Raw genomic sequence first — 24,206 nt, forward strand, 5'->3', positions numbered from 1 at the left:
CTACTTGGGCTGGCACACCACGTCGACGAGCGCCGGGCGGCCGGTGGCCATAACGTGGTCGGCGGCCCGGCGGACCGCGGCCCGCACCGCGTCGGGGTCGGTCACCGGCCCCTCGGCCTGCCAGCCGAAGCCGCGGGCGACGGCGGCGAAGTCGGGGGCCGGGGTGTCGATCGCCATGCCGATGGCGGCCCGGTCCAGGGGGGTGCCGCGCTGGCGGGCCAGCCGCTCCTGGTGCTCCCAGTCGTTGTAGTAGGCGCGGTTGTTGAACATCACGACCAGCATCGGCAGTTCGTACCTGGCGGCCACCCACAGCGCGCCCACGTCGAACATGAGGTCGCCGTCGGGCTGCAGGTCGACCACCAGCCGCCCGGTGCCCTTGTGGGCGAGGGCGACGCCGAGCGAGATGCCGATCTGGGTGGCGGTCCCGAGCTGCCGGCCCGGGTGCCGGTAGGGGCGGTCGAAGTCCCAGGTGCGCAGGGCCCACTCGGCGGCGGTTCCCGCGGTGAGCACCCAGTCGTGCTCGCGGACCACCTCCCAGACTTCGGCGGCCAGCCGGGCGGTGGACACCGGCGAGTCCCCGGCCTGCTTGTCCGCGGCGGTCCGCCAGCCGGCCCAGGTGTCCCGGTGCAGGTCGCGCAGCTCGTCGCGCCACGCTTCCCGCCGCGCCCGCCGTGCCTGCGGCTCCTGGGCCAGGACGCGGCGGCACTCGTCCAGCAGCAGCGGCAGCGCCACCGAGGTGTCCGCGGTGACCTGCAGGTCGGTCGGGACCAGCTCGGCGTAGTCCTCGCTCCACGAGGAGATGCCCACGTCGTTGAAGCCCAGGTCGAGGATGGCGGTGCCGGCGGCGAGGCGGGAGGTGATCCGCCGGGTGGCGGACTCCAGCCGCTGGGTCGCCTTGCCCATGTCCTTCACGTCGACGAACAGCACGCAGTCGGCGCGCTCCAGCGCCGCGGAACCGGTCACGTTGAGCTCGTGCCGGTTGGGGAAGTTCAGCCGCCAGTGGGTCTCGACCGCGCCGATCCCCACCTCCTCGGCGAGGAGGGTGAGGGTGTCGAAGGATTCCGGGTGCCTGCCCGGATAGCCGAGCACCATCACCGGGCGGTCGGCGGCGCACAACCGCCGGGCCAGATCGCTCAGCGCGGCCGGCTCGGGCGCCAGGGCCGAGGGCGGCGCGGCGAGGCGAGCCAGGTCCTGGAGCGGCACGGGGTCGCTCACCTGGTCCTCCTGCAGCCCGGCGTCGAGCGCGACGTAGACCGGACCGGCCGGTTGCTCGCGGGCGATCCGGTGGGCGCGGGCGAGGATGGCCGGCACCGAGGCGAGCGAGCGCGGCTCGTGGTCCCACTTGGTGTAGGCGCGCACCGCCTCGCCCTGCACGTTGGCGGAGTGGATCCAGTCGATGTTGGGCCGGCGGCGGACGTGGTCGGCGGGGCCCGAGCCGCCGAGGACGAGGACCGGGGTGCGGTCGATGTAGGCGTAGTAGACGCCCATGGTGCCGTGCAGCAGCCCGACGAGGTCGTGCAGGATGACCGCCATCGGCTCGCCGGTCACCTTCGCGTACCCGTGCGCCACGCCCATCGCGATCTTCTCGTGCGGGCACTCGATCATGGTGATCTCGTCGCCGCCGTAGTTGACGAGCGAGTCGTGCAGCCCGCGGAACGACGAGCCGGGGTTGAGCGCGACGTACTTGAGCCCGAGCCCGCGCAGCACGTCCACCATGACGTCCGAGCCCCAGACCGGCTCGGAGTAGGGGGCGAAGTTCACCACAGGGTCACCGTCACGGTCTTCTCGCGGGTGTACGACACGAGCTCCTCCAAGCTGTTCTCTTTGCCCAGGCCGCTGCTCTTCCAGCCGCCGAACGGGGTGCCGGTCGGGCGCCTGCCGGTGCCGTTGACGTAGACGTAGCCCGCCTCCAGCGCGGCCGCGGTGCGGTGCGCGGCCGACACGTCCCTGGTCCAGACGTTGGCGGTCAGGCCGAGCGGCGTGTCGTTCGCGCGGCGGACCACGTCGTCGACGTCCCGCCAGGTGAGCAGCGACATGACCGGTCCGAAGATCTCCTCCCGGACCACGGTCATGGTGTCGTCCAGGCCGGTGAGCAGGGTCGGTTCGACGAAGAAGCCGCGCGGGCGACCGGCCGGGCGACCGCCGCCGTACGCGACGGTCGCGCCCTCCCGGCGGGCGATGTCGAGATACCCCATCACCCGGTCGTGGTGGGCGCGGAAGGCGAGCGGCCCGACCTGGGTGTCCTCCCCCATCGGGTCGCCGACGCGCAGCCGCGCCAGCCGTTCGACGAGCGCGTCCTGGAACCGCCCGGCGATGTCGGCGTGCACGTAGAGGCGGGAGGTGGAGCCGCACGACTGCCCGGTGCACCGGGCGATGTTCATCCCGGCGATCGCGGCCGCGGCGGCCCGGTCGACGTCCACGTCGGGGAAGACGATGATCGGGTTCTTGCCGCCGAGTTCGAGCGTGACGTGCTTGATCCCCTCCGCCGCGCCGTGGAGCACCGCGCGGCCGGAGGGGACGGAGCCGGTGAAGGCGATCCGGTGCACGCCGGGGTGGGCGACCAGCGCCGCGCCGGCCGCCGCGCCCGTGCCGGTGATCACGTTGAGCACGCCGGGGGGAAGCACGTCGGCGGCGATCCTGGCGAGTTCGAGCGCGGACAGCGACGACTGCTCGCCCGGCTTGAGCACGACCGTGTTGCCGGTGGCGAGCGGTGCGGCGACCTTGCCCGCGGCGAACTTGAACGGATGGTTGAACGGCACGATCCTGGCCACTACGCCGTACGGCTCGCGCACCGTGTAGGACAGCGTGCCGGGCGCGGGCGGAGCCGTACTGCCCCGGGCTTCGGGCGCCAGCCCGGCGTAGTAGCCGATCTCGGCGACCGCGCCGGTCACGTCGGCGCGCGCGCCGGACAGCGGCAGACCGGCGTCGCGGACGTCGAGGTGGGCCAGCCACTCCGCCTCGGCGTCGATGCGCCGGGCCAGCTCCCGCAGCAGGGCGCCGCGGCGCGCCCAGCCGAGGTCCCGCCAGCCGGGGGCGGCCGCGTGGGCGGCGTCCACGGCTGCCTCGACGTCCGCCGCGCCGGCGGCGGGCAGGGTCGCGATGAGCTCTTCGCTGGTCGGGTCCACGGCCTCGATCCGGCCACCGGAGGCGGCGTCCACCCAGGCGCCGCCGACGAGCATCAGGCGGTGCGGCACATCGTTCATCACGGAGCCTCCCAATGCGGGACCTTCCGACGCCGGGCCAGGCTCGGCCGGGCTCATCGGGGGGCCACCCGGGCGTGGACCACTGCGGTCGCGCCATCACGTACCGCCGCGAGCGCGTTGCGCAGCGCCGGGCCCAGCTGGTCGGGATCCTCGACCGGGCCTGCCGCCCAGCAGCCGTACGAGCGGGCCAGCGCGGCGATGTCGACGGCAGGGTCCGCGATGCGCATGCCGATCCAGCTGTTCTCAGCCGGGCGGCCACGCTCGTTCGCCACCTCCGCCTGATGCGGCTCGTCGTTGTAGAAGGAGCTGTTGTCGTTGACCACGATCAGCGCCGGTATCCGGTAGTGGGTGGCGGTCCACAGCGCACCGGCGGCCATCAGCAGGTCGCCGTCGCCGATGATGCCGACGGCGAGCTGGCCACGGTCGCGGGCGGCGAGCGCTCCGCCGATCAGCGCCCCCGGCCCGTAACCGACGCCGCCGCCCCCTGAGTGGCCGAGGTAGGAACCGGCGCCCGGCAGCTGCCAGAGCCCTTCCGGCCAGGTCCGGGTGTTGCGCAGGCACAGCAGATGGTCAACGTCGCGGACCGCCTGCCAGACCTCGCCGACGAGCCGGGCCGGAGAGATGCGCCGGTCCGCCCAGCGGGCCTCGACGGCCTCGCGTTGCCGCCGTCGAAGCCGGGCCGCGCGCTCGCGCACGACCTCGCGGCGGGCGGCGGTGGCCGGTTTCACCCGGTCGGCGAGCGCGTCGAGCAACATCCGCAGGCCGAGCAGCGGATCGCTGAGCAGCGCGATGTCGCGTGGGTACGGCGCGGCCCCGGCGTTGCTCCAGGAACGCAGGCCGAGGTCACCGTGGGACAGGTCGATGACCACCCGGGCGTCCGCCGGGTGTTCGGGGCCGCCGTGGCGCGGGCCGCGCGGGCGCGGGTTCAGAATCGCGGCCAGATCGACGACGTCGACGGCGAGGACGACGTCGGCCTCGCCGATGGCGCCCCGATCACCCGTGCAGTTCTGCGGGTGGGCTGTTGGGAGCGCGGTCATGTTGCGGTCGTCGTGGTAGGCCGCGCCGAGCAGCTCCACGAGCGCGGCCAGTAGCGGGGCCGACGCCGGGTCGAGCGCGACGCGCCCAGCGATCACGACCGGGCGCTCGGCGGCGGCGAGGGCGTTCACCGCCTCCTCCAGGATGGCCGGATCCGGTCCGAAGGCGGGTGCGGGGAGGAACGCGCGGGGGTCGGGAAGGGGTGGGACCGCATCGAGGCGTTCCTCCTGGCCGCCGGCGTCGAGCGAGACGTACGCCGGTCCGCGCGGCGCCGACAGCGCCCGCTGCCCGGCCCGCAGCAGGTCGGCGGCGAACGCACCGGCGGTGGCGGGTTCGGCGTCCCAGACCACGAAGTCGCGGACCAGCTGCGCCTGGGTGGTGGCGGAGTGGCTCCAGTCGATGGCGCGGCGCAGCGCCGGGTCTGCCGGGCCGCTGCCGCCGAGCAGCAGCAGCGGGCTGCGGTCACACCAGGCGTTGTAGACGGCCATCGAGGCGTGCATCAACCCGACGAGATCGTGCACGGCGGCCACGCCGAGCCGTCCGGTGGCCTTGGACCAGCCGTGGGCGAGCGAGACCGCGATCTCCTCGTGCAGGCACAGCAGCAGCTGCGGGCTCCGGTTGCCGCCGTGGTTGACCACCGAGTCGTGCAGGCCCCGGAACGATGAGCCGGGGTTCATCGGCAGGTACGGCACGTCCTGGGCATGCAGCAGGTCGACGACGAGGTCACTGCCCCACGCGGGGAGCCCCCGCGTGGGCGACAGTCCCTCCGGCCGTTCCACCTCGGGATTCACGCTGTCACCGCCGGGATAGCGGCGACATCGACGGCGGCCAGGAGGTCATCGGCGGTCAGGCGTTCGGGGTCGGCGGCCAGTTCGGGCCGCTGTGCCACGGCGGCGAGGACGGTCTTGCGCATCCGGCGGCCGTCGAAGCCCGCGCAGGCGGTGGCGAGTTTGGCGTGCAATGGCGTGTCCTCGGCCAGCGGCCGCAACCCCGGCCAGAGGGTGGCGAGTTCGGCCAGCGACGAGGCGACGATGCGGGCGAGGACGCCGGTGTCCGGCAGGTCCAGCTCCAGTACCAGGTCGGCGCGGGACAGGAACGCCTCGTCGACGGCCCCGGTGAGGTTGGTGGTGGCGAGCAGCAGCAGATGGGGGCACGCGTCGCGGAGCGAGTCGAGGCCGGCGAGGACGGCGTCGGTGGCGCGGTGCACGTCGACCGGGTTGGTCTCGAAGGAGGCGGTGCTGCGGCGTACCGCGAGGGCTTCGACCTCGTCGACGAGCACGACGGTGTGCGGTCGGCGGGCGGCTAGTTCGGGCAGGGTCTCGGTGAACAGCCGCCGGACGGCGCGCTGGCTTTCGCCGAGCATCTCGCCGGGGAAAGCATGCGGATCGACCTCCACGAACGTGGTCGCGCCGCGGGCGGCGACCGCGGTCGCCGCCGCCTGGGCCAGGCCCTGGCACAGGGTGGTCTTGCCGGTGCCGGGCGGCCCGGAGAGGACCACCAGGCCGTGCGGCGGCCCGGAGAGCGAGCGCAGCGCCCGCCCGTGGCGCAGCACGAGGACGGCCGTGCCGAGCAGGCGCTCTTTCGTCCCCGGTGGAACGATCATCGAGTCCCAGGGGCCGTCGTGGTGGTCGGCGGGCAGGGTGTGGATGCCGCTGATGCCCGGCGGCAGGCGCAGGTCGGCCACGGTCAGGGCCAGGTGGGGCGGTGCGGCGCCGGCCAGTCCACGGTGCCCGGATCGCCGGCCTGCCGGTCGCGGATGTGCGTCGGCGGCTCCTCGAAGAGCACGAGCGGGTCGCACAGCGCCCGCATCGTTTCGAGCAGGCTGTCGAACATGTGGATCCGCACCACCTTCGCGGTGCGTTCCGGGTCGTCGTTGAAGTGCTGGTGCCACAGGAAGTGGTCGACGACGATCAGGTCCCCCTTGCGCCACGGGTGCACCGTGCCGCCTTCCGGCTCGGCGCCCAGGTAGGTGTGGCCCTGACCCTCCAGGACGTACAGCCAGGCCTCGCCGGGGTGGCGGTGCATGGACTGGCCGCGCCGCGGCGCGATTTCGAACATGGCCATGGTGATGCCGGACGCCTGGTAGCCGATGGCGCGGTCGAGCAGGAAGGTGGTGCGCGTGCCGCGCGGGGTGTTGACGAGTTCCAGATCGTCCCAGCTGGTGTGCAGCCGTCCGGCGCGGCGGGTGGCCTGCTCGCGGCCGAGCCGCCGCACCCGCCGTGCGTACGGGTCGTCCCCGTCCAGGTGCGCGGTGAACTCGGGCCTCGGCGCCAGGTCCCGGTACGGGGCGTGCCCGGCGTCCTCCACGATCGACATGCCCATGGTGGCGAGCATCGGCTCGCTGGAGAAGGTGAGGTAGCGCGCGGTCGCGGAGCCGTCGTTGCCGGTGCGGTGCCAGGCCCAGGCGGGGATGTGCAGCGAGTCGCCGGGCCCCCATTCGACGCGCTGCCCGTCGATCTCCGTCCATCCCCATCCGGCGACGACGAGGACCATGGCGTCCCACGAGTGCCGGTGCACGGTGGTGACCGTGCCGGGCGGGAACTCGTGGGCGAGGGCGTCCATGGTCCGGGTGGGACGGTCGCCGTCGACCCCGACGTACACGCCGACCCGGCTGCCGCGCGGACTGTCGTGCAGGGTGACATCGGCGAGGGACACCACGTCGCGTCGGTTGTCCCGCCAGTCCTCGATGAACTTCGCCCGGCGGGTCTTCTGCACCTCGTAGTGGCTGACGCCGGTGGTGGTCCGGGCCCTCACGAGGCCGGCTCGAAGTAGTGGACGGTGTCGTAGCCGAGGTGCTTGAAGACGCGGTTCTGGGCGTTGAACAGCCGCAGCGGGGTGCCGTCGGCGGCGAACAGCTGGCAGACGTGGTTCTGCGGGACGTAGAGCGTGTCGCCGCGGGTGATCTCGTACCGCTTGGGCTCGAGCGCGACGCGGGCGTAGTACTTCTCCGCGATCTCGGCCTCGACCTCCCACTGCAGGGCGTAGCCGGAGCCGTCCAGGACGTAGTACACCTCGTCGGCCATCTTCCAGTACTTGCCGCTGTGGCCGCCGGCGGGGATGTCCAGTTCGAAGGCGTCGGTGCTGAAGATGCGGCCGTCGGTGCGGGCCGGCGAGGCCATGACGCGGACCCGGCCCAGCGGGGTGTCCTCCCACACCGTGTCGGCGGGGCTGATGACCTTCTTGCGCTCCAGCACGCCCGGCGTCCAGATCCGCGACCAGTCCTCGCGCGGGCCGAACTCCTCCGGGCGGTCGATCGGCTCGGAGCGTCCCTGCTGGATCAAGCCCATGAACATCCAGGTGCACTTGGCCTTCACGACCAGCGCGACGGCCCGCTCCTGGTAGGGGTTGAAGTGCCGGTGCACCGAGTCGGTGTGCACGTAGACGAGATCGTCCTTCGCCCAGTCGTAACGCTGGTCGTCGTGGATCTCGTAGCCGCGCCCCTCCAGGATGTAGAAGGCGGCCTCGTTCTGGTGGCCGTGGCCGTGGTTGGACGATTCCGGCGGCAGTTCCACGAAGTGGACCTGGATCGTCTGGGTGAGGAACTCCTCGTCGCCCGGGCCGATGCGCCACCAGGTGCGGCTCTTCTCGCTGTCACCGGAGTGACCCACCTTCGCGTCGTCCACGACGACGCTGTCGTCGCGGACCCGGTGCACGGCGAGTTGGCGGTTGCGGAACTCGCCGAGGCCGTAGGTCTGCGATGTCAGTCCGCGTACGAAGACACGTCCACTCTTACCCAATGCCCGCTCCATTCCTCATCGACCGGCCGCAAGCTCGATCGAACTGGACGAATGGTATAACCGTTCTACCAGACGTCGCAAGGCGCTATCGCCCGCGAGTCCCGTTAGGGTAATATGGTTAGTCCATTAGCCATATGATTCCGGAGCGCGAGAGGACTGTGATAGTGCCTACGGTCACCTTCGTTTCCATTGACGGATCCCGGCACACGGCGAACGCCCGGGTCAGGGAGTCGGTCATGGCAGCGGCCGTCCGCAACGGCGTCCCCGGCATCATCGGGGAATGCGGCGGCAACGCCTCGTGCGCCACCTGCCACGTCTACGTGGGCGAGGCCTTCATGCCGCTGGTCGGCCCGCCCGGCGACCTCGAGGACGACATGCTCGACCTCGCCGTCTCCGACCGCCGGCCGACGAGCCGGCTGTCCTGCCAGATCAGCGTGACCGAGGCGCTCGACGGCCTCGTGGTCGAGACGCCGAAGGAGCAGCCGTGACCGGCGCCGGTGTCCTGGTCGTCGGCGCCAGCCAGGCCGGCGTGCAGCTGGCGGTCTCGCTGCGCGAGCACGGCCACGACGGGCCCATCACTTTGGTCGGCGCTGAGCCGCGACCGCCATACCAGCGTCCCCCGCTGTCCAAGGCCTACCTGGGCGGCGCCGCCGACCCCGCGTCCCTCGAACTGCGTGACCAGGCGTTCTACGCGAACAAGCGGATCGACCTGCTGCCCGCGGAACGTGTCACCCATATCCGCCAGTTTCCGTCCGGCTGCGGCACCGCGCTCACCGATCAGGGGCGCGCGCTCGAATTCGACCGCGTCGCCCTGACCGTCGGGGCGCGGGCCAGACGGCTCACCGTGCCGGGCTCCGACCTCACCGGCGTCTGCTACCTGCGCGATCTCGCCGACGCCGCCCTGCTGCGCCACCACCTCACCCCGGCCCGCCACGTCGTGGTCGTCGGCGGCGGCTTCATCGGGCTCGAAGTCGCGGCGGTCGCCCGGTCCGAGGGCCGGAACGTCACCGTCGTCGAGGCGGCGCCGCGGCTGATGACCAGGGCGGTGGCCCCGGTGGTCTCGGAGTTCTACCGGCGCGCCCACGCCCGGCGCGGGGCCGAGGTGCTGCTCGGGGCGCAGGTCACCCGGATCGAGGGCGAGCATGGCCGGGTCACCGGGGTCCGCCTCGCCGACGGCACCCGGCTGCCCGCCGACCTGGTCGTCGCGGGCGTCGGCGTCGTGCCGCGCACCGAGCTCGCCGAGCAGCTGGGCCTCTTGTGCGACGGCGGGATCGTCGTCGACGAGTTCGCCAGGACCAGCGATCCGTCCATCGTCGCCGCCGGTGACTGCACGGTGCTGCCGAATCCGCTGACCGGCGAAGGGCGGGTGCGCCTGGAGTCGATGCCGAACGCGATCGCGCAGGCCCGGGTCGCCGCCGCGACGCTGGCCGGCAAGCCGCAGCCGTACGCGGACGTGCCGTGGTTCTGGTCCGACCAGTACGACCTCAAGCTGCAGATCGCCGGTGTCGCGGACGGCTACGACCAGGTCGTCGTGCGCGGCGACCCGGACGGCGAGGCGTTCTCGGCGCTGTACTACCGCGGCGGCGCGCTGCTGGCCGTCAACGCGGTCAACCGCACCGCCGACTACCTGGTGATACGCAAAGCGCTGGCCAAGGGCACCCCGCTGCCGGCGGACCTGGCCGCACGCGCCGACGTGCCGCTCAAGGACCTGCTCGTCGCGACCCCCGCTCCCTAGAGCCCGGCCGCCCTGAGCCGGGCGTCGAGGCGGGGGTACACCCGCCGCGTGTTGCCCTCCAGCACCTTCGCCCGCGCCTCGGCCGGCAGGCCGAGGGCGTCGATGTAGCGCTTCGTGTCGTCCCAGTGGTGCCCGGTCTCGGGATCGACGCCGCGCACGGCGCCGAACATCTCGGAGGCGAACAGGATGTTGTCGACGTCGATGACCCGGTGCAGCAGGTCGATCCCGGCCTGGTGGTAGACGCAGGTGTCGAAGAAGACGTTGCGCATGACATGCTCCGCCAGCGGCGGCCTGCCGAGCCGGTCGGCCAGCCCCCGGTAGCGGCCCCAGTGGTACGGCACCGCGCCGCCCCCGTGCGGGATCACGAACCGCAAGGTCGGGAACCGGCCGAACAGGTCACCCTCGAGCAGCTGCATGAACGCGGTGGTGTCCGCGTTGATGTAGTGCGCGCCGAGCGCGTGGAAGTTGGGGTTGCAGGATTCCGAGACGTGAATCATCGCCGGCACGTCCAGCTCGACCATCGCCTCGTACAGCGGGAACCAGTACTCGTCGGTCAGCGGCTTGGCGGTCCAGTGGCCGCCGGACGGATCCGGGTTGAGATTGCAGCCGACGAAACCCAGGTCTCCCACGCATCGGCGCAGCTCCGCGATCGAGTCGTCCAGCGATCCGCCCGGCGTCTGCGGCAGCTGGCAGACCCCGGCGAAGTGCCGCGGGAACAGCTCGGCCACCCGGTGCACCAGGTCGTTGCAGACCTGGGCCCAGGCGCGGGCGGTGGCCGGGTCGGCGACATGGTGCGCCATGCCCGACGCCCGCGGCGAGAAGATCATCAGGTCGCCGCCGCGCTCGCGCAGCAGCCTGAGCTGGGTGCCCTCGATGCTCTCGCGGATCGCGTCGTCGCTGATGGCGGCGAGCCGCGGGGCCGGGCGGCCCTGGTCGGCCAGGCGGGCCAGCTGGTCGTCGCGGAAGGCCCCGAGCGCGGCCGGTGCGGTGGTGTAGTGGCCGTGGCAGTCGATGATCATTCGTCCGGCTCCTGGTCGACGTAGGTGAGTCCGTGGCGCGCGAGCCGCTCCCGCATCCCGCCGACGTCGAGGCTGAGCTCTCCGGCCAGGTATCGGGCCCGGGAGGCCGCCTCCTTCACCTCGCGCGCCCGCGCGGCGGCCAGCACCGCGCCGGCCCGGCGGCGCGGCACGACGACGACCCCGTCGTCGTCGGCGACGATCACGTCACCGGGGTGGACCAGCGCGCCGGCGATGACCAGCGGGGTGTTGACGTCGCCGAGGGTCTCCTTGACGGTCCCCGTCGCGGAGACGCACTTCGACCAGACCGGGAAGCCCATCCGGGTCAGCTCCGCCACGTCCCGGCACCCGGCGTCGATCACCAGGCCGCGTACCCCGCGCACCTGGAGCGCGGTGGCGAGCAGTTCGCCGAAGTAGCCGTCCCCGCACGGCGAGGTGGGGGCCACCACCAGGAGGTCGCCGTCGCGGCACTGCTCCACCGCGACGTGGATCATCCAGTTGTCCCCGGGCGGCACGCTGACCGTCACCGCGGGGCCGCAGGCGCGCGCCCCCGGATAGATCGGCCGCAGGCGCGCGTCCAGCAGGCCGGTACGCCCCTGCGCCTCGTGGATCGTCGCGACGCCCAGCGCCGCGAATCCCGCCACCACCGACTCGTCGGAGCGGTGGATGTTACGGACGACGATGCTCATCCCACTCCCCCGGTCAGGCGTTCGGCAGCACGGACACGTGGATGGCGCCGGGATCGCCCTGTCCTGCCACCGTGCGGACCGCGCTGTCCACGTCGTGCAGGCCGAACGTGTGCGTGGTGAGCAGGTCCAGCGGGAAGCGGTCCGAGGCCAGTTGCGCCAGGGCCAGCTCGCAGGACCGGTAGCTGTGCCCGCGAGCGCTCTTGATGGTGATGGCCTTCTCGGTCACCTTCTTCACCGGGAAGTCGGGGAAGGCGGCCATCTCCCCCTGGATCAGCAGCGTCCCGGCCCGCCGCTTCAGCGCGTCGATGCCGAGCAGAACGGGGGCGACGCCCGCGCCCGAGGTGCAGTCGAGCACCACGTCGACGCCCTTCCCCCCGGTGATGTCCATGATCTGCTCCAGCGGGTCGTGCGCCTGGACGTCGATGACGTGGTCCGCGCCCAGGGTCCTGGCGAGCTCCAGCCGGGCCGCGTCCCGCGTCGTGCCGGTCACGATGACGCGCGAGGCGCCCGCCTGCTTGCACGCGACGGTCTGGGCCAGGCCCTGCTGCCCCGGCCCCTGGATGAGCACCGTCGAGTCGTAGCCCACGCCCGCGTCGAACAGCGCCCACTCGATGCCGTTCGACATCGGCGTGGCGATCCCGGCGCGCTCCGCCGAGACTCCGTCCGGCACCCGGTGCAGGACAGCGTTCCACGGCAGGTACATGTACTGGGCGAAACCACCCCAGAGGTGGTACGGATTCTCCGCCGAGGTGTAGCCGTAGCGGCGCGCGTCCGGGTTCGTCCGCCAGTCGGTCGCCTCGCAGTGGCGGTACTCGCCGAGGTGGCACCATTCACACCGGCGGCACGGCACGTAGTGTTCGACGAAGACCCGGTCGCCCTCGGCCAGGCCCTGCCGTTCCCGGAAGGTCCGGCCCGCGCGGGCGATCACGCCGACGTTCTCGTGGCCCATGATGACCGGGTCCTTGATCACCGGCTTGCCGTACATCTTGACGTCGGTGCCGCAGATGCCGGCCACCTCGACCTTGAGCAGCGCGCCGTCGTCGGGAATGTCCGGCATCGGGTACTCACGGAACTCGGTCGTGCCGGGGGCCGTGCGCACGGCTGCCACCACCTGCTCTGCCATGAACGTTCCTCATCTCAACGGTGCGGCCACTCTAGCTGAAGGTATTATGGTAATACCATAAGACGTGCTACGGTCTCCAACCATGGCGCTCGTACCGCTCACCGCCGTGACCCGCACCCAGGGCAACAACGCAGCCCTCAAGGACGGCGCCGTCACGCCCGACGGCTTCACCCTCGCCTTCCAGGAGGTGCCCGTCCTGGTCCAGGCGTTCCGCCGGATGGTGCGCACGCTGGAGTTCGACGTGTGCGAGATGGCGTTCACCACCTACCTGTGCGCGAAGGCGCACGGCAAACCCTTCACGGCCCTGCCCGTCTTCCTGGTGCGCGGGCTGCACCACGGCGCGATCCGGCGCGGCGCGGAGGTCCGCACGCCGACCGCGCTGCACGGCCGGCGGGTCGGCGTCAGCCGCGGCTACACCGTCACCACCGGCGTCTGGGCTCGCGGCATCCTCGCCGACGAGTACGGCGTCGACCTCGACCAGGTGACCTGGGTGCGCTCCGGCGACGAGCACGTGGCCGAGTACCGCCCGCCGGGCAACGTGGCGGACGTTCCGGCCGGTTCCGACCTGGAGACGATGCTGGCCGACGGCGACCTCGCCGCGGCGATCGGGGTGGAGTCGGACGCGTTCCCGACCCTCATCCCCGACGCCGAGGAGGCCGCCTTCGACGCGCTGCGCCGCCGCGGCCTCTACCCCATCAACCACCTCGTGGTGGTCAAGGACGCGCTGCTCGCAGAGCACCCCGGGCTCGCGCCCGCCCTCTTCGAGGCGTTCGCCGAAGCCAAACGGCGCTACGTCGACCGCCTCCGCCGCGACGCGATCGGAGCGCCCACCCGGATCGACCGGATGCACCGGCGGGTCATGGACATCACCGGCGCGGATCCGCTGCCGTACGGCATCGCCCCGAACCGGCCGATGATCGACGAGCTGATCCGCCATGCCGTCCGGCAACGGATCATCGAACGTCCGCCTGCCATGGCGGAGCTCTTCCCGGAAAGCACCCACCAGTTGATCGCCTGAGGAGGTAGGCCATGCGGATCGTCATCGCCGCGGACCACAACGGAGTGGCCATGAAGAAGCGGCTCGCCGCCTGGCTCGCGGATCGGGGCCATGAGGTCGACGACCGGGGAACCCACGGCGGCGACGTCGTCGACTACCCGGCCCTGTGCGCGTCCGTCGGGGAGCAGGTCGCCGGCGGCCGCGCCGAACGCGGGATCGTGATCGGCGGCACCGGTGGCGGCGAGGCGATCGCCTGCAACAAGATCCGGGGCATCCGCGCCGGGCTGTGCCACTCGGAGTTCCTCGCCGAGATCTCCAGCGCCCACAACCGCAGCAACGTCCTCGTCCTCGGCGCCAAGGTGATCGACGAGGAGGCGGCCGTGCGGATCACCGAGGTGTGGCTCACCACGCCGTTCAAGGGCGGAGTGCACCAGCGGCGGCTCGACCAGATCGCGGCGCTGGAGCGCGGCGAGCCGCTCGACTGACGGACAACTCGGCCGGACGGCGAATCGACCAGCCCTCGAATCGGTGAGCCCTCGAATCGGTCAGCCCGCATTCGCGTCAGTGAAGATCAGCCACGTTCGCGGCTGCGAAGATCAGATTTTGTTCGCGTCCAGGAACTCCAACACCCGGGCCGGTGCGCTCTGCTCCGTCTGCTCGCTCACCGGGGCGTCCCAGTACTCCGCCCGCGGCAGGCACTCCTGCAGGTAGCGGGCGGCCGACGGCGCGTGCGAGGCGTCCTCGCCGGGGACCACCAGCGCCGGAACGTCCAGCTGCATGAGATCCTCCGGCTCGGCACCCGGCGCGGTGTCCCGGTCGAACAGCACCCGGGCCATACCCGCCACCAGCGCGGTGTAGCGGCCGGTGTCCAGCCGCGTGTACGCCTCGGCGAAGCCCGGATCCCGGCGCAGCACGGTCACCCACGGGCCGAGTCGGGGATCCTGCGTGAAGGCGGCGTCGGTAGTACCGGCGAGCGCGACGACCTGCGCCAGGCCGTGCTCGGCGACGTACGCCAGGTGACGGCCGAGCCGCTCGTGCTGGGTGAGCCGGTACCGGGGGCCACCGGCCGGGGAGTAGAGCACCATGCTCGCCACCGCCTCCGGATAGGCGACCGCGAATGTGGTGACGATGGAGCAGCCGACGCAGCCGCCCATCAGATGCGCCCGCGCGAAACCGAGGTGCTCGATCAGTCCCTTGCCCTGCACCGCGTAGTCGAGCCAGCCGATGCGCTGGACCCGGCCACCGGACCGCCCGGACTCGCGCTTGTCGAAGGTGACGCAGGTGTACCTGGTGGCCAGCTGGTCGAGCAGGTTCAACCGCCGGTAGACGCCCTGCGACCGCCAGTTGTCCCGGACGGCGTTGAAGCCACCGGGCGAGAACATGAGCAGCGGCGGCCCTTCGCCGAGGGTTTCGTAGTCGGTGACGATGCCGTCGATGAGTGCGGTGGGCACGGCGAACTCCGTTCCAGTGAGGTGGACGCCCGGTCCGTCGTCAGGCGGCCAGGACGTCCGGTGAGATGGATTGCCCTGGCCGTCGTGCGGCGCGCAGGCGACCGATGAGATGGACGCCGGGCCGCCATCAGGCGCGCAGGCCGCCTTTGATCTGCTGCCCAGCGCGTACGTCCTCGGCGTAGGCGGTGATGGCGTCATAGCTGATCCGGGCGACGTTCGCGTAGGTCTCGGGTGGGTCGTCCAGCGCCGATTCCGCATAGCCGATAGCCGCGGTGGCCATTCGCATCCGCCCGTCCAGCCACGGTCCGCCGCCATGACCCCCGACCACCGGAATCGACACAGCACCCGCGACGGCGGCGCCGACTACAGGCCCGGAGTTGGTGAAGTTCAGCAGCGCCGCTCCTGCGGCCTCCAGCCGCTTGGCCTCCTCGACGAGAGCCTCGGTCATCTCCGCCGGAACCTGCGCGCCGGAGCCCGGGTTGGCCGAATACGGCAAGCCGTACCGCAGCGCCGTCTGCGGAGTGATCCCGAACTGGGCGAAGACGGGGATGCCGGCGCGGTCGACGGCCGCCACCGCGTCCAGGTGGTCGGCGGCGCCGTCCAGCTTCACCATGTCGACGCCGGCCTCCTTGACCAGCCTGATCGCGGCTCGTACCGCACTGGCCGGCCCTTCCTGCAGCGGCCCGAACGGGAAGTCGCAACTGACCAGCGCCCGGGTGACCCCCCGCCGTACCGCCTGGGCGACAACGATCATCTGGTCCATCGTCACCTCGAAGGGGTTCGGCTGCCCCCAGAGGTTGATGCCCACCGTGTCGCCGACCGAGACGATGTCCACGCCGGCCCGGTCGACGATGCGGGCCATCTGGTAGTCCCACACCACCACTCCGACGATCTTCTTCCGGGCCCGCTTCATCGCCTGCACCGCGGGGACCGTAATCTGGCTGCTCATTGTCGACCTTTCAGTACCGGCTCTAGGCCCGCAGCGCCGTGAGCACCTCGGTCACGTCGTTCTCGTCCTCGCTCACCAGCAGGACCCGGGCGTGCGGGCGCAGCGCGGCGACCGCCAGCCGGGTGTCCCGCCCGCCGGTCAGCACCAGACCGGCGGTCATGATCCCGCCCAGCGTGCAGGCGTCGCCGATCGCGGCGGCGACCGCGGCGCCGTCGTTGGCCGTGGCGACCATGACGGCCGCGTCGACGCCGACCAGTTCGTCGCTCAGCCACGACTCGGTCCCGTCGACGGACCGCAGGACGACGTCCGCGACGTCGCCGTCGGCGGCGGGCGCGGGCGCGGCCTGCGTGAAGAAGCGGGCGTTGTTCCAGCGCCCCTCGGCGGCCCGGCGGATGACGGCGGCCGCCGCCTCGTCGAGCGCCACGACGCGGGTCGCCCGGGCGGGGGCGATCGGTACGTTGATCCTGAAGCGGGCCTCGGCCGCGGTGGCGGCGCGGGCGCAGCTGTTGAGCAGGATCGGCTGGCCGGCCATCGTCACACCGAGGCCTGCGGGACGCCCGGGGTGACCGTCACGGCGTCGCGGCACGCTTCCAGGAACGACTCCTCGCGCGGCAGGACGACGGCGGCCGACCGCACCCGGTGGTGCGCCGGGTCGACCCCGGGCGGGGTCACCCCCTCATCCCGGAGCGCGATCGCCGCCTTGCGCAGCTTCTGCCGCGCCTTGATGATCCCGCTGTCGGCGGGGACCAGCCGCTCCTTGGAACGGTCGACGATCGGGCCCATGCTCTCCTGCAGCGAGGAGTCCTGGATCGCGATGCCCCTGATCCCGGAGTAGTCCTCGCCGCGCCGCTGCGCCTCGCGGTCCATCAGGTAGTCGTTGTCCTTGTTGCGCACCGGCCGGTACGTGCCCGGGATGTTCTCGCTGTGCACGCCGAAGCCGTCCATCATGGCCTGCCGCTCCGCGTCGGTCAGCGGGCGGACCGGATGGTAGTCGAAGGTGTAGACCCAGCAGTTCTCGTCGTCGATGGGGACCCAGATGTGCCCGTGCACCGGATGGTCGCCGCGCGGCGGGACCATCGTGAAGCTCGGCATGATCCACGGCGTGATGCGCCAGTAGTACGTGCCCTCCTCCGCGTTGCGCCGGGCGCCGACGAACAGGCCCCCGTCCGCCTCCGCGACCTCGAAGTACGGCTTCAGGTCCTTCATGTTGTACTGGTTGCCCCGGGCGCCCTTGAACAGCGGGTCGGTCTTCAACGCGCCGGAGTGCAGCCAGGAGACGTGGCTGGAGTCGATGCCGCCCTCGAGCGCCTGCAGCCAGTTGCACTCCTGCCAGCGCTTGGAGGTGAAGGTCTGCTCCGGCGGCACCTGGGCGAACTCGAACTCGGGCAGGCCGGGACGCTTCGCCAGGTCGCCCATGTACGTCCACAGGATGTCCCCGACCTTGACCAGCGGATATCCGGTGAGCTTGACGTTGCTGCAGAAGTTGCTGTTCTCCGGCTCGGAGGGGACCTCGACGCACTGGCCGGTCACGTCGTACTTCCAGCCGTGGTAGCTGCAGCGCAGGCCGCCCTGCTCGTTGCGGCCGAACCACAGCGACGCTCCCCGGTGGGCGCAGAACTCGTCGATCAGCCCGTACCGGCCGTCGCTGTCGCGGAAGGCGATGAGGCGCTCGGAGAGGATCTTCACACGCACGGGCGGGCAGTCGTTCTCCGGCAGTTCCTCCGCGAGCAGCGCAGGCATCCAGTATTGCCGGAACAGGGCACCCATGGACGTGCCCGGCCCCGTCTGCGTCAGTAGCTCGTTGAGCTCCTGTCTGAGCATCCGCTGTTCCTTCCCTTGGTGCGACACCGCCATCCTTAAGAGCTAATCATCATACCATTTGACAGTTTGCGCAAGACGGCGCCAACACGCGTTGACCTGTGCCTGAAGGCGAGCCGCGCAGATCGAGGCCCTGGCTTTCCCTCGACCTGCGCGACATGATGGGGAACTTCTAGGCCTCGGGCGCGACGGCCATGGCGCTGGGCTGGTCGGCCTCCCGGGTAGCGGACCTTGAGGTCGAACAGCAGCGCGCCCACTAGCTCGGCCCGCAGGGCTGGGTTCTCGCCGCCTATCCGCTCGGCGAAGTCAGGCAGATAGCCCTCGCAGATCTGCGTACGCAATTGATCGCGGATAGCCGGGCGTCCCGCGGAGCGCAGCATGACCAGGCCAGTCCTAGCATTCTCGTCATCGACCGATGACTTAAGGGGTGCTTCGAAATGCGCACATACGTGATCACTGGCGGCACGGATGGCATGGGCAAAGGCTTGGGGCTACATCTCCTGCGGCGCGGGGACAACGTGATCGCCGTGGCCAGCGGGGAAGCCAAGGGGCGTGCCTTCCTCGCCGAGGCGCACCGGCTCGGCGCCGAGGGCAGGGCCGTGTTCCTCCAGGCCGATCTGAGCACAGTCGCAGGAATGCGGCCGCCGCAGCACGCCTCGACCGTATGACGACGGACCTGTTTGGACAGATCACCGCAACTCGGTAACGCACTGTGGCGATCCGCAGTAAGCGCGAGGATCGAGCTCGGCGAGGTTGCTCGTCATGTACCCGGCGACCGCTGAAACGCCGACCCCGCAACGCCAGATCGCAGCGGATGTCCAGCTCGCTTCCGCCGGACGCCCGGAAGCTAACGGGGCCGACGGTGGCCAGCGTGAGAGTACGGACTGCGCCGCCGAAGACGTGACTGGATGAGCACACGGGTTTGTTGCCATGAGTTAACCAATGCCGCCTGGGAACACATCGCGCCTCTGCTTCCAGGCAACCCTGATCGGTGCAGCCGGTGGCTGGATCACCGTCAGGTGGTCAACGGGACCATGTAGAAGCTCCACACCGGGAGCCGTTCATCGGTGTCCCGTCTCATTTGATCTGAGGCACCGGCGAAGCGCTGAGCTGCAGTGCATCAGATGCGTTGAGCCGGTCGAAAGCTCCTCGACTCAGTGAAGGTGATGCAGACAGAAGGTGGTGCCGCCCTTGCCGGACGGCGCCGGGCTGGGCGGCATCGGTTTGGCCGAGCCGAGACATCGGGTCGCCGCTCCTTGCGAATCAGATGTAGCGAGCCCGCATCAAGTTCGCTGAGCCAGGACACTGATCAGGCTGGGTGACGAACCCCCGACGACGTTCCTGCTGCTCACCGGCCACATCTCTCACCGTAGACCGGAGCTCACCCAGCGTGGTCGGAATCCGACCGCCGACACCCTCGATTACCGACATGACTCTCCCCCGAAGAAGTGGGCCCCGCCCACAGATCACTTGCTTCCCAGCAAGATCACTTTCCACATCTAGAGGGATACCCCCGCCTGCACTTGGCGTCGGTTTTTGGGTCATGCTGGTGGTGTGTTTGTGGATCTTGTTGAGGCTGCGGGCCGGTGTGGTGTGTCGGTGGGGTCGGTTAGACGGTGGGTGGGGGGAGGGGTGGGTGGGGGAGGGGTGGTTTGCGCGTGATGCGGCTGGGCTGCCTACGACGGTGTTGGATCAGCGTGGTCGGCGTCTGGGGCGTCTTGATCGTTTGTTGGTGGTGGAGCATGAGGTGCGGGCGCGGCGGTGTAATCGGGGGGCGCGGTGGCGACCTCGATAGGTGTTGCGTCGTTCGTGGTTGCGCGCCTGTCGGATGGCGGTGAACATCCCGATGACGGCCAGCGCGAGCAGGAGAAGCTCGTCGACAAGGTCGCGGAGGAGGCCGATGGCGGTGATGAGTTCGCGAAGGATGTCGGCCATGGCGGGGTCCACCTGCGTTTGCTAGGTGGACCGGCGACAGCGATCCTGCGACTGTTCGAGGATGTCAGTATGCCAGGGGGTTGGGGTCTGCGTTGGGGGTTTCGCGCGACAGGTGTCCTGTCTCGTTGAACTCGAGATACAGGAAGGCCCTGACCTGCGGTGCCTCAGCTTGGATGAGTCGCATGGAGTCCAGGTTGACTCACTGGTCACAGCCGTCGCTTTCACTCGCGGGGCTGTCGGTCGGGCCTGGTCACAGCCTGGCCGTCTCACGTATCTGAGGCATCCGAGCGAATACCTCATGATCAACGAGACGTGCCTCAGGTCGGATGAGACCGAACAATCGGCCTGGGCTGCAGGCGCTGCGTGACAGAAACTTAACATGATCATAGTTGCCAAATTGGAAACTGCCTGGCAAAGTTGGTGACATGAAGGAGCAGTCGGTAGGTGCGCGAATCGCTGCGCTGCGGGCGGTGCGCGGCGTCACCGGAGCGGAGCTGGGCCAGGCACTCGGTCTGACGAAGTCCCAGGTCTCGAAGATCGAGAATGGCACTCGGAAGCTCGATGTCAGTGAGGTCGCATTGGTCGCCGAGGTTCTCGGCGTCACACTGGCGGAGGTGCTCGGCGTGAGTCGTAAGGGCACCCTGGCGCTGGCCGCACGCGTGATGAGCGAGCCGGGTCAGGACGAGACCCGCCCGGCCCGGCGCCGCGTCAGGCAGCTCCTGGAGTCCGAAGCGGCCCTGAGCGACGCCGTCGGGTTGCGGCCGTCATCGCCGTCGACGGCCGGCACCACCGTTATGCGACGGGCCGAAGCCGAGCTTCTATCTGAGGGGTCCCCGGTGCGTGCGGGGACACGCCTGGCGGGGATCGTTCGTGAAGAGCTCGGCCTGGGCCGCGCGCCGATCGCGGACCTGCTCGCCCTCTGCGAGCGGCATTTCGGGCTGAATGCAGTGGTTTGGCCGATAGGCAAGGCGGTCAGTGGCCTCTGCGCCCACGGCGCGGATGTCGCACTCATGCTCGTGAGTTCTTCGTACCCCCGGGGGCATCAGCGTTTCACCGGCACGCATGAGCTCGCTCACCACATCCTCGGCGACCCTCGCGAGGTCATCGTCGAAACTGACGTGTTCATGGTGAGAACACCCGCTGAGCAGCGCGCGAACGCTTTCGCCGCGGCCCTGCTCATGCCCGTCGACGGGCTTCACGAGGTGATCGCCGGGCGCCCACTCGACGAGGGTGTTATCGGCGAGCTCATGCGGGAGTTCGATGTCAGCTACCGTGCGCTGGTCTACCGGCTCGCCGACCGCTCAGTTCGCCTGCTCAGCGACGCCCAGCGCGACGCCTGGCTGGCGCAGACCCCGACAAGTGTGCTTCGCGCCGCAGGCGACCTCACCCCACACGATCTGACCACCCCCGACGAGACCCGACGCCTTCCGCCGCGCCTGTGGATGGCCGCTCAGCAAGGCTACCAAAGCGGCCGTGTGGGGCTCGGGGTGCTCAGCTCATTACTCGACGAGGACCCGGACATCCTGTTCGCGCGCCTCGCCGACGCCGGTATAAAGCCTCCCGCCGTTCAGGACGACCTGGCTGATCTATGACCGAGACTCCAGCAGCCTTCCTGTTCGACACCTGCTCGATCATCAATCTGTCGTACTACTCGCCGGTCGCCGCGCTTTTCAAGAATCGGTACGCCGGTCGCGCCGGGTGGACGCGCGCGGTCCAGACGGAACTGACCCGGCAGCGCACGCGGAAGCCTCCCCGGCGAGCCTGCAACTGGGCGATAAGCTGGCTGGGCCGCCCTATCGAGATCACTGACGAAGCCGACCAGGTCGCGATCGAGGGCATTCGCACCGCGATCGCTGTCGGCTGCGATGACGACAATCTCGACCACCTCGGGGAGGCCGCCAGCATCCACCTGCTGACGAAAGCCGGCACCGGCCGCCTCATCAGCGATGACCACGGTCCGCACCGACGGCAGCCTCCACCCTGGACAGCAGGTTCCCACCTCATCGCGAAGCTCGTCCGGGCAGCTCACGTAGCTGTTGACCACCCGCCCGACCAGGTGTGGCGGGACTTCGAGCCGGAATCGCTGGAGAACTACACCCAAACGCTACAAACATTCGCCGGGTCCGACCGACCGCGGATCCGGCGAAGGTTCTACCACTGCGGGCCGCTGTACGACCGATATACGCCGCTTGTACCTGACGTCGAGAACCTCGGTGGTGAACAGCACGGCAGGCCTGCCGTGATCTCGATCAGCAAAGGGGACACTTTCCGTGAACTCGCTCCTCAAGAAGATGGCCGCGGTCGGCGCCGCGGCGTTCACCGCCCTGGTCGTCACGGCCGGACCGGCGGCCGCCGCCAGTGCCTGGTGCCGCATCGTGGTCTCTTCCTGCTCGACAGGCGTCATCCCGCCCAGCAGCGACCATAAGATCTATGTCGAGGCTCGCGGGAACCACATCTGCGCCGGCGGCTGGAAGGTGTACGACACCGGGAACGGCGCTCTGGTCGGGTCGGGCGTGGTGCCCTACGGCCAGGTCGTCAAGGCGACGATCCCCGGGCTCTACGGCCGGTACTACCTCAAGATCAACGGGTGTCTCGGCCACACGGGGACGATCAGCAACTAAGCGTCCTTCGGCGCGGGAGAAGTGGCCCCAGGACCACCCACTGGGGCCACTACCTGCGAAAGCCGTACCACGGTCCCGGGGCGCGTCGGCGACGGCGCGTTCGCGGGCGTACAGGCGGACGAGATCGTGAAAACGGTAGCGGGTGGTGCCCGTGTCGTCCTTGCCGGCGACTTCGAGAAGGTGGGTGCCGACCAGTTCCCGCAACAGCGTGGTCGCCGACTCCGCGTCGATGCCCAGCAGCGCCGCGCCCACGCCGGCCGGGAAGTCGGGCGCCTCCAGCAGGCCGAGCCCGCGGAACAGCGCCGCCGCGGGGGCGGTCAGGGTGGCGTAGGTGACCGCGAAGCCGGTGCGCACCCGCACGTCGCCATGGCTGAGCTCGTCCAGCCGGCGGCCGTCCACGGCGAGCCGGTCCGCCAGTTCCCGCGCGCTGAGGTGCACGTCGGCGGACAGCCGCGCCGCGGTGGTACGCAGCGCCAGCGGAAGACCGGCGCACAGGGCGGCCAGCCGCTCCAGCGTCGGGGCATCGGCGTCCGGCCCGCCGTGCGCGGCGAGCAGGGCCAGTGAGTCACGGGCGTTCAGACCGGCCAGCCGGACCAGGTGGGCGCCGTCCCCGGCGGCCAGCCCGTCGAGGCGGTTCCGGCCGGTCACGAGCACGGCGCTGCCCGGCGATCCGGGCAGCAGCGGCCGGACCTGGGCGGCCTCGCGCGCGTTGTCCAGCACGATGAGCACGCGCCGCCCGGACAGGACGCTCCTGAGCAGGGCGGCCCGCTCATCGGGATCGCCGGGAACCCGGCGCACGCCCAGGGCACGAAGGAAACGATCCAGAGCGTGTCCGGGCGAGAGCGGCCGCGGGCCGTACCCCCGCAGATCGGCGAAGAGCTTCCCGTCGGGGAACCGGTGGCTGGCGGAATGGGCCCAGCGGAGCGCCAGCGCGGTCTTCCCGACACCGGCCAGGCCGGTGAGCCCGACCAGCACCGGAATCCTCAGGTCCCGCGTCAGCAGATCCAGCTCGGCGAGCTTCTCCCGCCTGCCCGCGAACGCGGCGATGTCGGCCGGAAGCTGCGACGGGCGCTCTGGCCGGCTCAACCGGACGGTCGCCGGCTGCCGGCCCAAGGCGGCGTCCGCACGAAGGATCGCCTCGTGCAGTTCCCTGAGTTCGGGTCCCGGCTCCAGGCCCAGTTCACGTACCAGAATCTGGCGCCCTTCCCGGTAGACCCCCAAGGCGTCGGCCTGGCGGCCGGACCGGTGGAGCGCGAGCATCAGCTGGGCGCGCGGCCGCTCGCGCAACGGATGGTCGGCGACCAGGGCGGTGAGCTCGGCGATGAGGCCGGTGTGGCGGCCCAGGTCCAGGTCCGCGGTGATCCGCTGCTCGACCACCCGCAACCGGGCCTCGGTCAACCGCAGCACACTCCGCCGCACGAGCGGCAGCTCCGCGAGGTCGCCGAAGGCCGGGCCACGCCACAGCGCCAGCCCTTTCCCGTACGCCTCACTCGCCCGCGCCGGCCGCCCGTCGGCCAGGGCGCGATCCCCCTCGCGGGCGAGCTCCTCGAAGCTTTCCGCGTCCATCTCGCCCGGCCGGACGACCAGCCGGAATCCCCCGGGCTCGCGGGCGATGCGATCGAGGTCGCCCAGCGCGCGGCGCACCTGGTAGAGGTACGTCCGCAGGTTCTCGGCGGCCGACACCGGGGGTGACTCCCACAGCGACTCCATGAGGCGCTGGACGGACACGCTCCGCCCGGCGTGAGCGGCCAGGGTGGAGAGCAGTATGCGCTGTTTGACCGAACGAAGCTGAACCGCCTCCCCTCCGACGGTCAACGCCAGAGGACCGAGAATTCCCAACCGCATCCATTACCGCCCTTCCCGAAAAATCACCTTGATCACGGGGATTCTCCGAGGT

At 70.8% G+C, this 24,206-nt stretch carries 22 protein-coding genes; 6 read left to right on the forward strand and 16 right to left on the reverse strand.

Translation table 11 applies throughout. The annotated features are described in order from the left end of the window. From ABGB08_RS15950 to ABGB08_RS15975, 6 genes are read right to left on the reverse strand one after another with little or no spacing between them, the layout of a single operon-like run. The gene (locus tag ABGB08_RS15950; RefSeq protein WP_347590909.1) at positions 1–1,764 is read right to left on the reverse strand and encodes a thiamine pyrophosphate-binding protein; all 1,764 of its coding nucleotides are present in this window, start codon (positions 1,762–1,764) and stop codon (positions 1–3) included. Then, complete coding sequence (locus ABGB08_RS15955; protein WP_347590911.1) at positions 1,758–3,203, reverse strand: aldehyde dehydrogenase family protein; 1,446 nt, start codon at positions 3,201–3,203, stop codon at positions 1,758–1,760. Before ABGB08_RS15955 ends, ABGB08_RS15950 begins: the two co-directional genes overlap by 7 nt. Positions 3,204–3,256: 53 nt before the next feature. Then, the gene (locus ABGB08_RS15960) at positions 3,257–5,029 is read right to left on the reverse strand and encodes a thiamine pyrophosphate-binding protein (RefSeq protein WP_347590913.1); all 1,773 of its coding nucleotides are present in this window, start codon (positions 5,027–5,029) and stop codon (positions 3,257–3,259) included. Further along, the gene (locus tag ABGB08_RS15965) at positions 5,026–5,922 is read right to left on the reverse strand and encodes an AAA family ATPase (protein ID WP_347590915.1); all 897 of its coding nucleotides are present in this window, start codon (positions 5,920–5,922) and stop codon (positions 5,026–5,028) included. The genes ABGB08_RS15960 and ABGB08_RS15965 overlap by 4 nt, the downstream gene beginning before the upstream one ends. 2 nt (positions 5,923–5,924) lie before the next feature. Beyond that, complete coding sequence (locus ABGB08_RS15970) at positions 5,925–6,992, reverse strand: cupin domain-containing protein (RefSeq protein ID WP_347590917.1); 1,068 nt, start codon at positions 6,990–6,992, stop codon at positions 5,925–5,927. Next, complete coding sequence (locus ABGB08_RS15975; protein ID WP_347590919.1) at positions 6,989–7,975, reverse strand: cupin domain-containing protein; 987 nt, start codon at positions 7,973–7,975, stop codon at positions 6,989–6,991. Before ABGB08_RS15975 ends, ABGB08_RS15970 begins: the two co-directional genes overlap by 4 nt. 134 nt (positions 7,976–8,109) lie before the next feature. On the opposite strand from ABGB08_RS15975, the gene ABGB08_RS15980 reads away from it, so the two are divergent. Beyond that, entirely contained in the window at positions 8,110–8,463 is a 354-nt protein-coding gene (locus tag ABGB08_RS15980) for a 2Fe-2S iron-sulfur cluster-binding protein (RefSeq protein WP_347590921.1), read from the forward strand. Then, positions 8,460–9,710 carry an FAD-dependent oxidoreductase gene (locus tag ABGB08_RS15985; protein ID WP_347590923.1) on the forward strand — a complete coding sequence of 417 codons (1,251 nt, stop codon included), beginning with the start codon at positions 8,460–8,462 and terminating at the stop codon, positions 9,708–9,710. The genes ABGB08_RS15980 and ABGB08_RS15985 overlap by 4 nt, the downstream gene beginning before the upstream one ends. Here the strand turns inward: ABGB08_RS15985 and ABGB08_RS15990 are convergent. From ABGB08_RS15990 to ABGB08_RS16000, 3 genes are read right to left on the reverse strand one after another with little or no spacing between them, the layout of a single operon-like run. After that, complete coding sequence (locus tag ABGB08_RS15990) at positions 9,707–10,729, reverse strand: amidohydrolase family protein (RefSeq protein WP_347590925.1); 1,023 nt, start codon at positions 10,727–10,729, stop codon at positions 9,707–9,709. The genes ABGB08_RS15985 and ABGB08_RS15990 overlap by 4 nt on opposite strands. Next, on the reverse strand, positions 10,726–11,415 hold the full coding sequence (locus ABGB08_RS15995) for a 4-carboxy-4-hydroxy-2-oxoadipate aldolase/oxaloacetate decarboxylase (RefSeq protein WP_347590927.1): 690 nt from the start codon (positions 11,413–11,415) through the stop codon (positions 10,726–10,728). The genes ABGB08_RS15990 and ABGB08_RS15995 overlap by 4 nt, the downstream gene beginning before the upstream one ends. Positions 11,416–11,428: 13 nt before the next feature. Further along, positions 11,429–12,538 (reverse strand): alcohol dehydrogenase catalytic domain-containing protein, encoded by a 1,110-nt coding sequence (locus ABGB08_RS16000; RefSeq protein WP_347590929.1) that lies wholly within the window; start codon positions 12,536–12,538, stop codon positions 11,429–11,431. A gap of 82 nt (positions 12,539–12,620) precedes the next feature. Here ABGB08_RS16000 and ABGB08_RS16005 point away from each other — a divergent pair, with 82 nt between their 5' ends. After that, positions 12,621–13,556, forward strand: a complete 936-nt coding sequence (locus ABGB08_RS16005) for a hypothetical protein (RefSeq protein ID WP_347590931.1) — start codon at positions 12,621–12,623, stop codon at positions 13,554–13,556. A gap of 11 nt (positions 13,557–13,567) precedes the next feature. Continuing rightward, entirely contained in the window at positions 13,568–14,020 is a 453-nt protein-coding gene (locus ABGB08_RS16010; protein ID WP_347590933.1) for an RpiB/LacA/LacB family sugar-phosphate isomerase, read from the forward strand. A gap of 111 nt (positions 14,021–14,131) precedes the next feature. Here ABGB08_RS16010 and ABGB08_RS16015 read toward each other — a convergent pair whose 3' ends face one another. The 4 genes from ABGB08_RS16015 to ABGB08_RS16030 form a co-directional block, all read right to left on the reverse strand. After that, positions 14,132–14,986 (reverse strand): alpha/beta hydrolase, encoded by an 855-nt coding sequence (locus ABGB08_RS16015; RefSeq protein WP_347590935.1) that lies wholly within the window; start codon positions 14,984–14,986, stop codon positions 14,132–14,134. A gap of 127 nt (positions 14,987–15,113) precedes the next feature. Continuing rightward, entirely contained in the window at positions 15,114–15,935 is an 822-nt protein-coding gene (locus ABGB08_RS16020; RefSeq protein ID WP_347590937.1) for a 3-methyl-2-oxobutanoate hydroxymethyltransferase, read from the reverse strand. A gap of 22 nt (positions 15,936–15,957) precedes the next feature. Continuing rightward, entirely contained in the window at positions 15,958–16,467 is a 510-nt protein-coding gene (locus ABGB08_RS16025) for a hypothetical protein (protein WP_347590939.1), read from the reverse strand. A 2-nt stretch (positions 16,468–16,469) separates the two neighbouring features. Continuing rightward, a complete protein-coding gene (locus ABGB08_RS16030; RefSeq protein WP_347590941.1) occupies positions 16,470–17,756 on the reverse strand; it encodes a Rieske 2Fe-2S domain-containing protein in 1,287 nt (428 codons plus the stop codon). Between the two features lie 434 nt (positions 17,757–18,190). Between ABGB08_RS16030 and ABGB08_RS16035 the strand changes: the two genes are divergently transcribed. Further along, positions 18,191–18,421 carry an SDR family NAD(P)-dependent oxidoreductase gene (locus ABGB08_RS16035; protein WP_347590943.1) on the forward strand — a complete coding sequence of 77 codons (231 nt, stop codon included), beginning with the start codon at positions 18,191–18,193 and terminating at the stop codon, positions 18,419–18,421. Positions 18,422–19,445: 1,024 nt separating this feature from the next. Here ABGB08_RS16035 and ABGB08_RS16040 read toward each other — a convergent pair. Continuing rightward, positions 19,446–19,688, reverse strand: a complete 243-nt coding sequence (locus ABGB08_RS16040) for a hypothetical protein (RefSeq protein WP_347590945.1) — start codon at positions 19,686–19,688, stop codon at positions 19,446–19,448. A gap of 425 nt (positions 19,689–20,113) precedes the next feature. On the opposite strand from ABGB08_RS16040, the gene ABGB08_RS16045 reads away from it, so the two are divergent. After that, positions 20,114–21,280, forward strand: coding sequence for an ImmA/IrrE family metallo-endopeptidase (locus ABGB08_RS16045; protein WP_347590947.1), 1,167 nt, complete (start codon positions 20,114–20,116; stop codon positions 21,278–21,280). Here ABGB08_RS16045 and ABGB08_RS16050 read toward each other — a convergent pair. Together ABGB08_RS16050 and ABGB08_RS16055 are read right to left on the reverse strand one after the other, a co-directional pair. Further along, on the reverse strand, positions 21,256–21,651 hold the full coding sequence (locus tag ABGB08_RS16050) for a hypothetical protein (RefSeq protein ID WP_347590949.1): 396 nt from the start codon (positions 21,649–21,651) through the stop codon (positions 21,256–21,258). The two genes, ABGB08_RS16045 and ABGB08_RS16050, sit on opposite strands and share 25 nt — an antisense overlap. 286 nt (positions 21,652–21,937) lie before the next feature. Further along, complete coding sequence (locus ABGB08_RS16055; RefSeq protein ID WP_347590951.1) at positions 21,938–24,124, reverse strand: BTAD domain-containing putative transcriptional regulator; 2,187 nt, start codon at positions 24,122–24,124, stop codon at positions 21,938–21,940. Positions 24,125–24,206 lie beyond the last annotated feature (82 nt).

It is taken from the genome of Acrocarpospora sp. B8E8, from assembly GCF_039871605.1.
Lineage (GTDB): Bacteria > Actinomycetota > Actinomycetes > Streptosporangiales > Streptosporangiaceae > Acrocarpospora > Acrocarpospora macrocephala.